16 protein-coding genes and 1 pseudogene are annotated in these 14,538 nt (G+C 37.4%); 4 read left to right on the top strand and 13 right to left on the bottom strand.

What is annotated here, in order from left to right; genetic code table 11:
* Positions 1-151: 151 nt before the first annotated feature.
* From FTT88_RS15780 to FTT88_RS15745, 8 genes are all read right to left on the bottom strand, one after another.
* The gene (locus FTT88_RS15780; protein ID WP_180005526.1) at positions 152-1,036 is read right to left on the bottom strand and encodes an MBL fold metallo-hydrolase; all 885 of its coding nucleotides are present in this window, start codon (positions 1,034-1,036) and stop codon (positions 152-154) included.
* A complete protein-coding gene (locus tag FTT88_RS15775) occupies positions 1,036-1,455 on the bottom strand; it encodes a DUF6691 family protein (RefSeq protein ID WP_168379500.1) in 420 nt (139 codons plus the stop codon). Before FTT88_RS15775 ends, FTT88_RS15780 begins: the two co-directional genes overlap by 1 nt.
* A gap of 2 nt (positions 1,456-1,457) precedes the next feature.
* Positions 1,458-1,871, bottom strand: a complete 414-nt coding sequence (locus FTT88_RS15770; RefSeq protein ID WP_180005525.1) for a YeeE/YedE family protein — start codon at positions 1,869-1,871, stop codon at positions 1,458-1,460.
* Between the two features lie 243 nt (positions 1,872-2,114).
* Entirely contained in the window at positions 2,115-2,360 is a 246-nt protein-coding gene (locus FTT88_RS15765; RefSeq protein ID WP_180005524.1) for a hypothetical protein, read from the bottom strand.
* A 38-nt stretch (positions 2,361-2,398) separates the two neighbouring features.
* Positions 2,399-3,154: a zeta toxin gene (locus FTT88_RS15760; RefSeq protein WP_257222653.1), complete on the bottom strand. Its 756-nt coding sequence runs from the start codon at positions 3,152-3,154 to the stop codon at positions 2,399-2,401.
* A 3-nt stretch (positions 3,155-3,157) separates the two neighbouring features.
* Positions 3,158-3,418, bottom strand: coding sequence for a hypothetical protein (locus tag FTT88_RS15755; protein ID WP_180005523.1), 261 nt, complete (start codon positions 3,416-3,418; stop codon positions 3,158-3,160).
* Positions 3,419-3,686: 268 nt separating this feature from the next.
* On the bottom strand, positions 3,687-4,079 hold the full coding sequence (locus FTT88_RS15750) for a hypothetical protein (RefSeq protein ID WP_180005522.1): 393 nt from the start codon (positions 4,077-4,079) through the stop codon (positions 3,687-3,689).
* A 3-nt stretch (positions 4,080-4,082) separates the two neighbouring features.
* Positions 4,083-4,451 (bottom strand): hypothetical protein, encoded by a 369-nt coding sequence (locus FTT88_RS15745; protein WP_078190788.1) that lies wholly within the window; start codon positions 4,449-4,451, stop codon positions 4,083-4,085.
* A 1,118-nt stretch (positions 4,452-5,569) separates the two neighbouring features.
* Here FTT88_RS15745 and aroQ point away from each other — a divergent pair.
* Genes aroQ through accC form a run of 3 tightly spaced genes read left to right on the top strand, consistent with a single transcriptional unit; the run spans position 5,570 to position 7,836 of the window.
* Complete coding sequence (gene aroQ / locus FTT88_RS15740) at positions 5,570-6,025, top strand: type II 3-dehydroquinate dehydratase (protein ID WP_078190789.1); 456 nt, start codon at positions 5,570-5,572, stop codon at positions 6,023-6,025.
* Positions 6,026-6,040: 15 nt separating this feature from the next.
* The gene (accB, locus tag FTT88_RS15735) at positions 6,041-6,457 is read left to right on the top strand and encodes an acetyl-CoA carboxylase biotin carboxyl carrier protein (protein WP_078190790.1); all 417 of its coding nucleotides are present in this window, start codon (positions 6,041-6,043) and stop codon (positions 6,455-6,457) included.
* A 17-nt stretch (positions 6,458-6,474) separates the two neighbouring features.
* Complete coding sequence (gene accC, locus FTT88_RS15730; RefSeq protein ID WP_180005521.1) at positions 6,475-7,836, top strand: acetyl-CoA carboxylase biotin carboxylase subunit; 1,362 nt, start codon at positions 6,475-6,477, stop codon at positions 7,834-7,836.
* A 70-nt stretch (positions 7,837-7,906) separates the two neighbouring features.
* Here the strand turns inward: accC and FTT88_RS15725 are convergent, their stop codons facing one another.
* The gene (locus FTT88_RS15725) at positions 7,907-8,389 is read right to left on the bottom strand and encodes a hypothetical protein (RefSeq protein ID WP_078190792.1); all 483 of its coding nucleotides are present in this window, start codon (positions 8,387-8,389) and stop codon (positions 7,907-7,909) included.
* 299 nt (positions 8,390-8,688) lie between these two features.
* Between FTT88_RS15725 and FTT88_RS15720 the strand changes: the two genes are divergently transcribed.
* Positions 8,689-10,071 carry a sensor domain-containing diguanylate cyclase gene (locus FTT88_RS15720; RefSeq protein ID WP_257222251.1) on the top strand — a complete coding sequence of 461 codons (1,383 nt, stop codon included), beginning with the start codon at positions 8,689-8,691 and terminating at the stop codon, positions 10,069-10,071.
* A gap of 24 nt (positions 10,072-10,095) precedes the next feature.
* On the opposite strand, the gene FTT88_RS15715 is transcribed toward FTT88_RS15720, so the two are convergent.
* The 4 genes and pseudogenes from FTT88_RS15715 to FTT88_RS15700 form a co-directional block, all read right to left on the bottom strand.
* Positions 10,096-11,256 (bottom strand): MFS transporter, encoded by a 1,161-nt coding sequence (locus FTT88_RS15715; protein WP_180005519.1) that lies wholly within the window; start codon positions 11,254-11,256, stop codon positions 10,096-10,098.
* A gap of 246 nt (positions 11,257-11,502) precedes the next feature.
* Positions 11,503-13,473, bottom strand: a complete 1,971-nt coding sequence (locus tag FTT88_RS15710; protein ID WP_180005518.1) for a choline BCCT transporter BetT — start codon at positions 13,471-13,473, stop codon at positions 11,503-11,505.
* 463 nt (positions 13,474-13,936) lie between these two features.
* On the bottom strand, positions 13,937-14,353 hold the full coding sequence (locus FTT88_RS15705) for a DNA breaking-rejoining protein (protein WP_180005517.1): 417 nt from the start codon (positions 14,351-14,353) through the stop codon (positions 13,937-13,939).
* Between the two features lie 77 nt (positions 14,354-14,430).
* A pseudogene (locus FTT88_RS15700) lies at positions 14,431-14,538 on the bottom strand (IS5/IS1182 family transposase); the annotation flags it as partial.

Genomic DNA, 14,538 nt, shown 5'->3' with positions numbered 1-14,538 from the left:
TTAAAATGCTGTGCTGCTTTTCGCACAGACATTTCATCTCGAATCATAATTTCTATGACTTTGTCTTTAAAATCTTTTGAATATCCCATATCTCTATTGTTCTATAGTTTTTAGGATTTGGCTATACATTCAACCTAAAGGATTTTTGTCTTTAATTTGCAGATTTAAAGTGATTAAAAGGAATTTTTAAATAGCGAATACCATTCCCTTCTGGTTTTGGAAATTTACCTGCATCCATATTGATTTGTATTGCAGGTAAAATCAGTTTTGGCATAGCCAAATTTGCATCACGCTGAGTTCGCATTGTGACAAAATCTTCTTTTTTCGTACCAACGTGAATATGAATATTCTGCTCCTTTTGTGCATGTACACTGCTTTCACAGCAGTATTCTGACCGATTTTCTGGTAAATAGTCATGGCATAAAAACAAGCGCATTTCAGGTGCTAACTGATAAATCTTTTGTACTGAATCGAATAATACTGCTGCACTGCCCTTGGGAAAATCACAGCGTGCTGTGCCATAATCAGGCATAAATAAGGTATCACCGACAAACACAGCATCATCACCAACCACATAGCTCAGACAAGCAGGTGTGTGTCCAGGCGTTGGAATGTTATACGCATTTAACTCGCCGATTTTAAATGCTTCATGATCTGCAAATAAATAATCAAAAGACTGATGTGAATTAAAATATTTCACATCAAAATTATAAATGGCACTGAATGTTTCCTGCACAATCTTGATGTTATGGCTCATCGCAATTTTGCCACCAAGAACCTGTTTTAAATATTGTGATGCCGTTAAGTGATCTGCGTGCACATGCGTTTCTAAAATCCATTCTACGCTTAGGCTATTTTCTTGAATATAGTGAACAATCAAATCTGCATGCTTCGTTTGAGTAGTTGCAGAAGCAGCATCATAATCCAATACACTGTCTATAATCGCACATCGTTTTGTTTGTAGATCAGATACCACATAACTAAATGTATTGGTATTTTCATCAAAAAAATGTTGTACCTGTGCACGATTTGACATTACTTTGCTCCCGAAATTTTACGATGTAGATAGACGCCTGCAAACATCGCTATAACAAAATAAATCGCTTGATAATAACCAAGACCGATCAAAGTAAAGGCTGGCGCAGGACAAATCCCAGCAATCCCCCAACCTATTCCAAAGATAACACTCCCCATGACGAGTTTTGCATCAATTTGATTATTACTCGGTAATTCAATCGCCTTCCTATCAAAGGTTGTCGGTTTTGATTGACGAACGGCCATTTGAAATGGAATAAATGCAACTGCAATGGCTCCCATCATCACAAAAGCTAAACTCGCATCCCACTGCCCTGTAATATCAAGGAAACTTAAGACCTTTTCTGGATTAGACATGCCCGAAATCATTAAACCTAATGAGAAAATTCCACCAAAAATAAAAGCCAATATATTTTTCATCATTAAGCTCCGATTACATGTCTCATTACATAAACTGTGATAATCCCAGCCAACATAAAACTAGCAGTTGCAACGAATGAACGCTTAGAAAGACGACTAATACCGCAAATGCCATGTCCGCTTGTACAACCTGAACCTAATCGCGTTCCGAATCCAACCAATACCCCGGCAATGATCATCATCCATGGGCTTGCATCCAGTTCAATTGTCACAGAGGTCATTTTCCCGTAGATAAAAGGCACAATAAAAAGTCCCGCTAAAAACCATATCGCAGGTGTTTTTAAAATCGTTTGAGGATTCAACATTTGCGCAATTAAACCACTGATACCGGCGATTCGACCATGTACGTATAGGTAGCCAACTGCGGCTAGGCCCAATAAGGTCCCGCCGAGAAAAGCGGTTAGAAATGGATGCATATTCATCAGCCACAAAAACAATATATGTTTTTATAATATGTTATTTAAAAAAAGATGCAAGCTCTCCAACCGAAATATTCGTTCTAATTTTGCCTTTTCCTAATTGAAAAATTTAACGGTTCAAGAGTGTTTGATTATTTTTATTTAGAATTAATTTATAAACTTGAAAAATCACAAAATATATCCTCGGAGATTATTCAATAAAGGCTGTTTATTATGAAGTTAATTGAAATAATAGATAATTTATAGATCAATACTAATATCGCTGAGTGCATCGCTCACCCACGTTAAAGCATCTGAATCCAATTCTATAATATTCGAACCAATTTCAGCTAAGTCAGTCAAATCTACAGAAGACAACGGATCAGATGATGTACTATTTTTTTGCTGTTCTTGTTCAGCTTGCTGCTCAATGGCTTGATCAAGATGAGTTTGATCTAATGAAGATGAGTTTGAATGTTGTTGTAATTTATAGTCGTTATTCTGCATAGGTTCATCCTGTTATTTTGTATTATATTCAGTTGATATTAATTTGGCTCAAACTCTTTAAGCACCTTATCTACAAACCACCACGGTAAACGCTGAATACCTGAATTCATCTTTAAAATTTCAGCCTGTTCAATTTCCGCAATGAAAGAAGCATACTGTCCATCGGCAGAGTTATCAAATAAATAACTTCGATCCGTTGCTTCTACCGCCTGCATTAACAAATCCATACTTCGATAATAACGTTCGCGAATTTTTTGTTCTGGCACTCCGTGTCCACCCGTTTTCACTCGGTACTGAACACGTGAAATATTGATCACAGGATCAATAGTGGAAACATAATATAGATAGGTTTTAAAGCCTTTTCTTTTTGCTTCTCGTAGAAACTCCACCTTTGAAATATGGGACATCACCGTTTCAAAGGTAAAACTAATCTTTAGTTCTAAAAACTGCAAACGGATGTAATCGATAATTCTTGCACAAAGATATGAATCAATCTGATCTGGATGAAATTCAATTTTCCACGGATCTAATATCTGAGGTTTTCGTGCTAATAGCGGAATAAATTCTCCATTCGCGGGACGTTTTTTCGTATCTAGAAAGTCAATTAATGCTTCTGATTTTAAAGCGGGATGATAATCTAACAAATTGAGCCGGTGTGAATGTTTCAGTTGAGCTTCGAGTTCATCCGCATTTAAATATGCCCCAATATGATGAGGCAATAAATATTCTTTAACTGTGCTTTTACCTGAACCATTTGGACCCGCGAACATTCTAATGCGAGGTTGTGGAGGCATGTATTAAACAATTTCCTCTATTTTCTTTTTACGTTTTAAAATTTTAGGTAGATCGTCCACTTGTACGAAGTCGGCTGATACATCTTTTAATTGTACTTCTTGACCATTTTGAAGACGTTGAACCAGTTGTAGACCTTTTACATAAACCACAGTGGATGACGCACTTGCTTGTTCAAAAGCATGGCGAAATGCATGGATAGCAAGGCTCGGGATCATATCGTCCTCATATTGGCTTGCTTTCATTACTGAAGTATAAGCTGTCATATAAACAACTCCTCAAACATCAAAAATAATGTGTTCAATCATCTTATCATACTCGCAATATTTGTCTATTTATCCATCAACCATACTGAGAGAAACTCGATAAAAATTCAAAGTGATTAAATCATTTGATTATCGTACTCGAATAGAATGTCGTATATGAGTAAATGTGTGCGGATGCTACATCATGAATCATGTAAAGGTTATCCACGTTAGATTTATCACCGAATAGAATCCAAAAAGTTTTAGAAGAAAAAGTTTACGTCTCAATTTATTTTGTAGGACTCGAACAAAACGCACTTTCGTTTAGTCCAGACGACTGCATACTTTGTTGCTGTTGTTGTAAATAATGCTGTGAAGCCACTTGCATTAGATTGGCCATTTCAAGAGCTGAATTTTGTTGAGAGATTTCTAAAATCTGTCGATATGCATTCAATCTTAAACAAAAAGCTTGAGTTTGCTGCTGACCAGTTGCTGTAGAGGCTGGGTCATCCAAAATGGCTTTGGTTGAATTAATTTGCTCAGTATATGCTTTTATCTGAGCATTATATTCAGCTTGAGTCAGTTGTGGAGTAACCGCTTCATTCACATTTGCATATGCTACAGAAGCAGTAAACACAGAGAAAATAAGGACATAAAGTTTATACATCAACGGAGAATGCATAAATTAAGCCTCATCACCTTCTTTCCAGACATCTTCATAATCATCAGCATCGATCATAAAACGATAGCCTACATCCAAAGCTAAATACGGTAGCACTTCAGGCACAACATCTTGCAGTTTACGCACAGTCATTGTTTCAAAGTTATCTGCGCCTTCAAGCTCACCACCATAAATATACCAACTGACATTTTCATCACCTTCTGCAGGCTTACGAATACCAACAATTGGATCTTTATTTAAGGTATGAACAGCCACCGCAATTACATCATCGCCCTGCACTTCTACATATGCAGAACCCACTTCTTCACATAAAAGTTTTTGTTCTGCAATCAATTCTGCCAAAGGTGATGAATTTTGCGTATGTTTTGCCATGTTTGTTCTCAGGCCATATAGGTTTCGGGCATTCTACCGTGAATTACACTTATATAGATAAATTTTTTCCGCGGGAAAGCATTCGAGCCTTGTTTTATCAATTCATTTATAGAAAAAGACTCAATGCGGTAGATTCCACCTAAAAGTATAAACAAGAAGAAAGGAAACTTATTCAACACATATACCGCTAAAACATAGAAATAGACGAATAAAAAATAGAATCAGCATGCAAACAGCAAGCTTCTTTACCACCACAGATTTAACTTTTGCCAATACCTGTACAAATTTGGACAAATACCCAATTTTCCAAACTTGCATGATTTATGAAAGAAATCGTCAATGCCTTGCACGCTTTATACATTCAAAACACTGACTAGAAAATACACAAGATGGTTAATACGCTTATATATAGGTCTATAAAGTATGACTTAGCTACGCAATAAATGTTCATCATATCTAAAGCTGCCTACTTATAAGGAAATGCTCCCACAGAATATTCAATTCACTGAGGCAAACAAAATATCTAGCTTGAGCCCTATCATTTATGAAAACATTTCATTGGTTTGGAAATATGCTGTATCAATCATAAAAAAAATAAACTATCTTTTAATTTTTATATACTTAGCATACAGACTTGCTTTATTCTTTTAAATAACTCGCTTGAAAGCTGAGAGCAATTTAGATTTCTTTATGCACAAATAAATTAAACCTTAGAATTTTTAATGCGCTGAATAAATACTATCTTTACGACTATGCATGCGTAGGCAGTTCAACTGACGATCTATAAGATGGATACACAAGGCATCTCACATTTAAGGTCATTTGTGCTGGTTATTGCTAAACGTACGCACCACGATAAAGCAAGTTTACACAAAAGATATCAACAGTTTTAGCCAATTGGGTTTAAAATGATGCCCTACAATATAATGATAAAAAATGTAATCTTTTAACATTGCCAATTCTCTGCAAAGTTCGCATTATATAGCCCATTCTCGGCACATGCTTTTCACGTCAATTCAAAGAAATTATAAAAAAAATGTGGAATTTTATGCCATAATGAGCAAACTTTGCAGGTATCTTGCAAAGTAAATTTGCAACTTTTTATTGGAGCAGGCTGAATGAGCTCGACCATTTTGGTCATTCATGGACCGAATCTCAACTTACTGGGAAAACGTGAACCCGAAGTTTACGGCTATCTGACACTTGAAGATATCAACCAAAAACTGATTTCACAGGCTCAAAACGCTTCCATTTCTCTCGACACTTTCCAAAGTAATTGGGAAGGCGCTGTCGTCGACCGAATTCATCAAGCGCAACAAGAAGGCGTTCAATTCATCATTATTAATCCAGCAGCCCTAACACATACTTCGGTTGCTGTGCGTGATGCCCTTCTTGGTGTAGCCATTCCGTTTATCGAAGTACATCTATCAAATGTCCACGCTCGTGAAGCATTTAGACATCACTCCTATCTATCTGATAAAGCCGTTGGCGTTATTTGTGGTTTAGGTGCAAAAGGCTATGCCGCAGCACTAGACTTCGCCATCGAAAAAATTCAACCAACTTCTCAATCTTAATTAGGAATACTGTTCATGGATATCCGTAAAATCAAGAAACTCATCGATTTGATGATTGAATCTGACTTACAGGCGATTGAAGTTAAAGAAGGCGATCAATCTATCGCTCTAACTCGTCGCAATCCAGTTGTTGCTGCCGCTGCGCCTGCTATGGCTGCTCCCGCCGCTGCACCTGCTGCACCTCGTTCACCACGTGGTGCTGTTGAGCCGTCTCCTATGGTTGGTGTGTTCTATGCTGCGCCAAATCCAGGTGAAGCACCATTTGTTAAAGTTGGTCAAACTGTATCTGCTGGTGAAACACTCGGTATCATCGAAGCAATGAAAATCATGAACCCAATTGAAGCAACTCAAAGCGGTGTGATTGAAGAAATTTTGGTTAAAAATGGCGAAGTGATCCAATTCGGTCAACCATTATTCCGCTATCGCGCTTAAGACCACGGGGAATCACAATGTTGCAAAAAGTTTTAATTGCAAACCGTGGTGAGATTGCGCTCCGCATCACCCGCGCTTGCAAAACTTTAGGAATTAAAACCGTAGGGATTTATTCCGATGCCGACAAAGACCTAATGCACTTACGCTTCTGTGACGAAGCAGTGTGCATTGGACCAGGTGCCAGCAGCGAAAGTTATCTCAATATCCCTGCCATTATTACAGCGGCTGAAATCACCGGTGCAGATGCCATCCATCCAGGTTATGGTTTCTTATCTGAAAACGCTGAGTTTGCAGAAATTGTAGAAAACTCAGGTTTTATCTTTATCGGTCCGCGTCCTGAACACATTCGCTTAATGGGGAACAAAGTTTCTGCCATTATTGCGATGAAAAAAGCTGGTGTACCAACTGTTCCGGGTTGTGACCATGCTGTAACGATTCACAATGCATTGGCAGAAGCCAAAGAAATTGGATTTCCATTGATCGTAAAAGCTGCCTCTGGTGGTGGTGGTCGTGGTATGCGTATCGTTGAACGTGTAGACACACTACTCGAATCTGTACAAGCTGCTCAACGTGATGCGGAAATGTGGTTTGGTGACGACACCGTTTATATGGAACGTTTCCTTCAAAAGCCACGCCATGTCGAAGTGCAAGTTCTTGCAGATGGTAATGGCCATGCAATTCACCTTTATGATCGTGACTGTTCATTGCAACGTCGCCATCAAAAAGTGCTTGAAGAAGCGCCTGCACCAGGTTTACCTGAAGAAGCACGTGCGCATATTCTTGAAGCATGTGTAAATGCTTGTAAATTGATGCAATACCGTGGTGCTGGTACATTCGAGTTCTTATTTGAAGAAGGTGAATTCTTCTTTATTGAAATGAATACTCGTGTACAAGTAGAACATCCTGTTACTGAGCAAGTGACTGGCGTAGATATTATCGAGCAACAATTACGCATTGCTGCTGGCTTAGGTTTGGATCTTCAACAAGAAGATATTCAACTTAAAGGTCATGCGATTGAATGTCGTATTAATGCAGAAGATCCATCTACATTTATGCCTTCACCGGGCAAAATCGATCATTTCTATGCACCGGGCGGCGCAGGTATCCGACTAGATTCTCATATCTATCAAGGATATAGCATCCCGCCATACTATGATTCAATGATTGCAAAACTCATTGCGCATGGTAAAGATCGTGAAACCTCTATTGCGCGCATGAAACAAGCTCTCGAAGAGATTATCTTAACTGGCGTGAAAACCAATATTCCGCTACATAAAGATTTGATTCTTCAAGATAAAAATTTCTGCGAACAAGCAATGGATATTCACTATCTTGAAAAACATCTATTAAAGAAAGTCGAAGGACATGAAGAGAAATAAAACTTCAGCGTCAAAAAAACCACTCAAATGAGTGGTTTTTTATTTTCATAAGAAAGATCTATAGTCATGCTTAAGGCAAAACTCGACGCAATGTCGCAAAACACTGCTGAGCCTGATCATTGGCACAGAAATTAATAACCGATGGACTTTTCCACTTTACAAAGTACTGTGAAATTTCGCCGGTTTGATCTTGAATATTGCCCGAACAATCCATCTGATTATTGTCATATTTCACTTGTAAAATCAGTGCTGGAATTTGCACATTCGGATCTTGCGCAGGTTGATAGTCATATACCCCAGATGACCACTCTTCACCGCTTTTGATCACAACATCATTATTGCTCTTAAAATTATAATATTCAACGCACTTTTTATTGGTCGGAATTTCCATACCCCATAAGCCGACCAATTCAGAACGTGTTGTCACCCTAAAGCTATTCACCGCTTCAACTTGATTTTTAGCCTCTGAATTTTGAGTTGTATTCTTATTATCTGCCGCCATCACCAACGATGAACTCAACATGAGTAAAACTGTAAGATATGCTATTTTCATACATTTAATCAGTCATATAAATCATGCTCTTAAAGTAACACATTTTTTTACAAATCCGCGGTTTATCACATTTTCATAACAATCATTTTTCCTATTTATCCAAAAAATCAATCTCGGTTAACGAAACTACAAATCAGCTAAATGCCAAACAAATCACACTATTTACAATAAAATAATATAAAATCTTTTTTATCGTTTAATATTCGAAAAAAACGAATTCTCCCATATTTAACTTAGGCTTACATAAGCTAATGAAACTGCATTCGAATAGTCTTGCTCCGCTTAATGCACGCCACAGCATGGCTTTTGTCATAGTCGCTGCAGTTATTCTTTGCTGCTGCTTAGTCGGTATTTTCAGCCGCCCATTAAGCTATTTAGCGATTTTTTGGCCTGCGAATGCAGTATTGTTAGCAATATTCTTAAGGTTCCCTAAACTGAGTAATCTGGGAGGATGGTTAGGTGCATTTACCGGTTATATGCTCGCAGATTTAGTGACGGGCAATTATTTCCAACTCACTTTATTTCTCACTTTTTCAAATTTAACCAACAGCATGGTATCGCTATTTTTTATGCGATATTTTCAGGTGAACTATCAAAACTATAATAAAGGTTTCACCTTTCTGACCATGATTGTCATCATCGCCTGTGGTGGATGCCTTGCAGGTGCTCTTTTTGCTATTTTCACTGTGCCTTATATCCCCAACACGTTTATGTCGACCGATCGATTGTCGATTGATTTTGGTATGTGGTGGATTACTGAAATATTAAATGCGCTGATTATATTACCGCTTATTCTGTCTTTTCCTAAACTGGCCGATCTTAAACTGTATTGCAAAGACCGACGCAATCAAAGCTTTCAAATCAACAAGATATTTCCAGCTATTGCGGTTATCTTCTGCGTATTTTTAACGACAGTGACTACTGGTCCGGGCGCAATTCTCTACCCTTTAGCGGCTCTGATTTGGGCAGCTTTAACCTATCGATTATTTACCCTATCTCTGATTAATGCCGTAGTCATTTTAGCGACCTATTACAATTTAAATGCCTTCTATTTACATGATTCATCACTCACCTACTTGTCTACAGCCATTTCTGTACGCATTGGCCTTGCCATGCTGATAATCGCTCCATTAATTCTTTGTATTATTAGCCGCAATCGGCACGAACTGTATAAAGAAGTTTTATACCTTGCAAATCATGATAGTTTAACGCATGCGATGAATCGTCGATATTTTTTCGAGCAAGGTGAGCTTTACCTACAAAACCAAATTCAGCTTAACTTTTCCATTATCATGATAGATATTGATCATTTTAAACAATTGAATGATCAATATGGGCATTATGTCGGTGACCAAGTTTTACAGGAATTTTCTGGTATTGTACGTAAGAATTTGCGTGAAACAGATTTATTTGCACGTATAGGTGGTGAAGAGTTTAGTATATTACTTACCAACATTGCAGCACCTGAAGCCCAAGGTATCGCTGAACGTATCCGAAAAGTCGTTGAAACCACACCTATTTTCATTGATGAACAAAATACGATTTATATTACGGTGAGTATTGGTCTGATTCATCAGTCTTTGCCCAATGCTCCAAGTTTGCAAAGTATGATTAATCAAGCCGATCAGGCCTTATATCAAGCCAAAGAGCTCGGCCGTAATCAGGTGATTTTAGTCCATTGAGACTTATCAATATACTGAATTGCTTCAAGCTGGCTTTTGAATCGTTTTAGGCAAGCCCACGACCAAAAACATGGCAGGTAGAACCGCCAGTCCTGCGATCATAAAAATAACGGGTCCCGAAAGCATGTCCCAATATCGACCTGCTAAAATACTGCCACTCGCAACACCTAAGCCCCACATGGTACTGTATAGCGCTTGACCTCGCCCTTGTTGACTTGCGGTAAAATTTTGAAAAATGATTCGCATCGCGATTAAGTGGAATAATCCAAAACTGAAGGCATGAATCGTTTGCGCAGCAAATTGAGTGATAAACACCGCCGGATATAAGCCTACAATCAACCATCGCATCCCTGTTAGCCCCAAACAAATGAGCACTAAGTTACGCCAAGAATATCGATTAAAAAAGACATTGGCATAGGCAAACATAATGATTTCTGCAATGACTCCGACAGACCATAAAAAACCGATTTGGCTCGTCGAAAAATCAGCCTGCTTAAGGTAATTGCTATAAAAACTATAAAACGGTGCATGCGAAAAGAGCAGAAAAAATTCAATGATAAAAAAACTCGCTACAATAGGCCGTTTTAAGATAGGCCAAAGTGGTTCAAGTTTTTTCTGTGAAGATGGTGCAGTAGCGGGCTCTTTAATCGTAAATGACCAAATAAATGCGAGAAATGCAATGCATAACAACATGATAGGAAGCATGGAAACAGGTATTATTTCTAGCAAAGCCCCTATTCCAAATACCCCAACAATGAAACCAACTGATCCCCATTTTCTGACTTTTCCATAAAGTTCTGCACGACGCTCAGCGAGCCAAAATAAAGTTACTCCTTCAAATTGAGCCAATATGGCATTTTGAAAGAAACTAAAAACCAGCATGAGTAATGCAACAGACTGAAAACTATTGGGAATTATAAAAATCAGAAACCAAATACAGGCTTCCATCCATGTTGCTATTCGAACTAAAAGCATGCGCTTGCCGGATTTATCTGCAATCCAACCCCAAATAAACGGTGCAAAAAAACGTGTGACAATTGCAATCGAAGATAAAATACCTATTTCTTGATAATTAAACCCTTGATCCTCTAGATACAAACTCCAATACGGCATGAATGTACCCACTATTGAATAATAGAAAAAGTAGAATCCACCGAGTTTGGAATGGATTGGAATGTTAAGCATCAAGCTGTATTCCTTTGTATTTACAATAGGTTATAAACTTTTCAGAGTTGTATACTTTTGCATCTAAAAGGCTTGGTTAGGATATGGCGAGTATACAAATTTATTTTAATTAAATTATTTCAAAATTTGTATAATTTTATCAAAATATCAAATTTCCTCATTATTCTATTTATTAAACAATATGTTATTTTTACTTATAAAACTTTCATATGTTAATAAAAACCGCCCATTTGGGCGGTTTTTTATCTATTGGCTCTTAGTTCGAACTAAATTTAAAAAATGCAGATGACGCTCATATTGATCAATGACATCTTGCAAGATATCTTCTTGCGTCCATTCGATGATGTCATAATTTTGACCACCTTCCCTCAAAAATACTTCAGCTTGATAATCTTGCGTAATTTCTCCTGAATCAATCATAAAGCTTGGTGTATTTTTTTCTTGGACAACTACTTGGTAGATAAAGTTAATCTCATCTTGATGGTTTACACGAAGCTGCAAGCCATCATCTATCGTGTTTACCGTCACATCTAAATGACGACGCTTAAACTCTTTCTGTAGATTTGAAAATGCCTGGCTTACCGTTGTATCAATATATTGTTCAACTTCTTCACGTGTATGCGGATAATGCATAATCAATCCTAAACGTTGCTGCCAACTTCTTGGATTATGAATTGCTTTAGGTGTAATACGCGCATCCTGTAATGCTTGCATCTTGGTTGCATCTAAATGTAGAGCCTTGACTAAGCCCCAGCAAATTAAAAGCATTACAAAAGTGAATGGTAATGCACTCAACATTGTTGCAGATTGCAAAGCACCTAAACCTCCTGCAAACAACAAAACAATCGCAAGTACAGCCATTAACGTTGTCCAAAACAATCGCTGCCAAGTTGGAGAGTTTTCAGATTTTGCAGTTAGATAGTCTGTAACTAAAGCCCCAGAGTCTGCCGAAGTCACAAAAAACAACATGACCAGAATGGTCGCCACAAAACTCATCACGCCTGAGAATGGCAAGGTCCCTAAATATTCAAATAACGCAACGGATGAATCTCGTTGCACTGCAGAAATCAGCGAGGTGTTCGCTTCGTTTAAAATACTATAGAGTGCAGCATTCCCCATGACTCCCATCCAGATCAGCGTGAAGCCTGTTGGAATAAGTAAAACACCTACAATAAACTCACGAATAGTACGTCCTTCAGACACACGCGCAATAAACATACCTACGAATGGCGACCATGAAATCCACCATGCCCAGTACATAATTGTCCAACCACCAATCCAACCATCAGATTGATAGGCATATAAATTAAAGGTCATGTTGAATAAGTTTGAAAAATACTGGCCAGCATTTTGTATAGTCGCTTGTAATATAAATATTGTTGAACTAGCAAAAAATACAAATAATAAGAGGGTTAATGCTAAGCCTAAATTGATCTCTGATAATCGTTTAATACCCTTGTCTAAGCCCATAAATACGGACAAAGAGGCCATAGCCGTAACAATGACAATTAGAATTAGTTGCGTCGTCGTTGAATATTCAATCCTGAATAGATAATTCAGGCCGGAGTTAATTTGGGTTACACCAAAACCTAATGTCGTTGCGACACCAAATACAGTACCGATCGTCGCAAAGGTATCTACACCATCACCGATTGGACCATAGATTTTTTTTCCTATGAGAGGATATAACGCAGAGCGAATTTTTAGAGGTAGATTGTGTCTATAAGCAAAGTAAGCTAACGCTAAGCCAACGATGGTGTAGATTGCCCATGCATGAAGTCCCCAGTGGAAGAAGGTTACGCGCATGGCTTGCTGCGCTGATTGGATCGTTTCAGGATCACCAGTTGGAGGTGATACATAGTGCATCACTGGCTCCGCGACACCGAAAAACATTAAGCCAATACCCATACCAGCAGTAAATAACATAGCAAACCAGGAGCTATTACTATATTTTGGTTGGCTATGGTCTAAACCTAATTTAATTTTACCCATATTTGAACAGGCAATATAAATAAGCACTATTAGAAAAATGGCTACAGATAACACATAGAACCAACTGAATGAGTTTGTAACCCATTGATTTAGTTGTTTAGTAATTAGATCAAAAGCATTGGGAGCTAAAAATACAATGGCAATGAAAATGCCGATAATAACAACTGTGCTAATAAACACATTTGGATTCACATTGGAATACCATGACGGTTTCAATGAAGACATACCTTCCCTATTCCGTTTTATTTGTAAGACAGATCAAAATTGATCAAAGAGATATCCGCTAACTGCGGAAGAAACAGGCTTGTAAAGATGAGTGCTGGCGATTGTAATTTCGCTCTATACGATAAATATTAAAAATATTCATGTGCATAAATTGAAAATTAAAGGCTGACTCAATCTAAGCCACTGTTTAGAATGTGCACATGTTATCATATTTTTAGATACTAAATTAAATATTAAGCAATTTATTAAATTAAGAAAACGATCAATTTAATGTCTTCATTCTAAATTCATTATATTTATCAATATCATTTTTCTTAATTTCTTATAATTTTCCAATTAATACAAAATTCAAAAAACCACTTTTTGGTGGTTTTTTGAATATTTTTTTATCACTTATATAATTTCATCTAGTTGGTTTTTCTTCGGTTACTTTCTAAGTTATCCAGATCCAGATAAAGTAAGTTTAGCGAACTGCTTCAACATGCAATTTATAATTAACCGTTCTATTATTCCGTGCCGTATTCCGCATTTGGTAGATCTGAATCAAATAATTGCCTGATTCTGGCAGCTTGAATTTTCCAGATACTCCTGTTGTAGATCCAATCACTAAAGCTTCTGTTTTTCCTGGTTTATCACCAGGAGCATATATATTAATTTGGGCTAAATCATGATTGCTTGTCAGCTTATAGCTTAAAGTTTGTCCAGCCTTAGCATTCAAACTATACTGAATGTCATCGTAGCCTTTAAATGATCCTGCAACTGTAGTACCAATAGCACCTTTTGCAAACTGAATGGGTTTTACTGGTGCAGCAGATACACTTGGCGAAACCGCCGCAGACAAAGCCAAAGTTATTGAACCTAACAAAGTTAATTTTTTCATCACTATGTGCCATTTTTAAATTGATCATTTTTAATCATGTGAAATTCTAAATTTCATCAATAGATTTCTTTCATAAGTCATTTTTCACTCAGCTCCAAGTTATAAATTCCAGCAATTAGATTGAATCTCAATGCTAGTCTTTTGCCTCGATTGCGATATCGCTCAGCAAGAATTTTGAAGGTTTT

Source organism: Acinetobacter sp. YH01024, assembly GCF_013420195.1.
Classification (GTDB): Bacteria; Pseudomonadota; Gammaproteobacteria; order Pseudomonadales; family Moraxellaceae; genus Acinetobacter; species Acinetobacter amyesii.
Note: the sequence above shows the minus strand (reverse complement) of the source record. Positions and strands in the feature narration are given on the sequence as shown.

Coding starts and splice junctions, on each gene's coding strand:
- FTT88_RS15725 (WP_078190792.1), bottom strand. CDS start 8,389: ATGAAAATAGCATATCTTACAGTTTTACTCATGTTGAGTTCATCGTTG.
- FTT88_RS15715 (WP_180005519.1), bottom strand. CDS start 11,256: ATGCTTAACATTCCAATCCATTCCAAACTCGGTGGATTCTACTTTTTC.
- FTT88_RS15760 (WP_257222653.1), bottom strand. CDS start 3,154: ATGCCTCCACAACCTCGCATTAGAATGTTCGCGGGTCCAAATGGTTCA.
- FTT88_RS15765 (WP_180005524.1), bottom strand. CDS start 2,360: ATGCAGAATAACGACTATAAATTACAACAACATTCAAACTCATCTTCA.
- FTT88_RS15780 (WP_180005526.1), bottom strand. CDS start 1,036: ATGTCAAATCGTGCACAGGTACAACATTTTTTTGATGAAAATACCAAT.
- accB (WP_078190790.1), top strand. CDS start 6,041: ATGGATATCCGTAAAATCAAGAAACTCATCGATTTGATGATTGAATCT.
- FTT88_RS15750 (WP_180005522.1), bottom strand. CDS start 4,079: ATGCATTCTCCGTTGATGTATAAACTTTATGTCCTTATTTTCTCTGTG.
- FTT88_RS15705 (WP_180005517.1), bottom strand. CDS start 14,353: ATGAAAAAATTAACTTTGTTAGGTTCAATAACTTTGGCTTTGTCTGCG.
- FTT88_RS15710 (WP_180005518.1), bottom strand. CDS start 13,473: ATGTCTTCATTGAAACCGTCATGGTATTCCAATGTGAATCCAAATGTG.
- aroQ (WP_078190789.1), top strand. CDS start 5,570: ATGAGCTCGACCATTTTGGTCATTCATGGACCGAATCTCAACTTACTG.
- FTT88_RS15755 (WP_180005523.1), bottom strand. CDS start 3,418: ATGACAGCTTATACTTCAGTAATGAAAGCAAGCCAATATGAGGACGAT.
- FTT88_RS15775 (WP_168379500.1), bottom strand. CDS start 1,455: ATGAAAAATATATTGGCTTTTATTTTTGGTGGAATTTTCTCATTAGGT.
- FTT88_RS15720 (WP_257222251.1), top strand. CDS start 8,689: ATGGCTTTTGTCATAGTCGCTGCAGTTATTCTTTGCTGCTGCTTAGTC.
- accC (WP_180005521.1), top strand. CDS start 6,475: ATGTTGCAAAAAGTTTTAATTGCAAACCGTGGTGAGATTGCGCTCCGC.
- FTT88_RS15745 (WP_078190788.1), bottom strand. CDS start 4,451: ATGGCAAAACATACGCAAAATTCATCACCTTTGGCAGAATTGATTGCA.
- FTT88_RS15770 (WP_180005525.1), bottom strand. CDS start 1,871: ATGCATCCATTTCTAACCGCTTTTCTCGGCGGGACCTTATTGGGCCTA.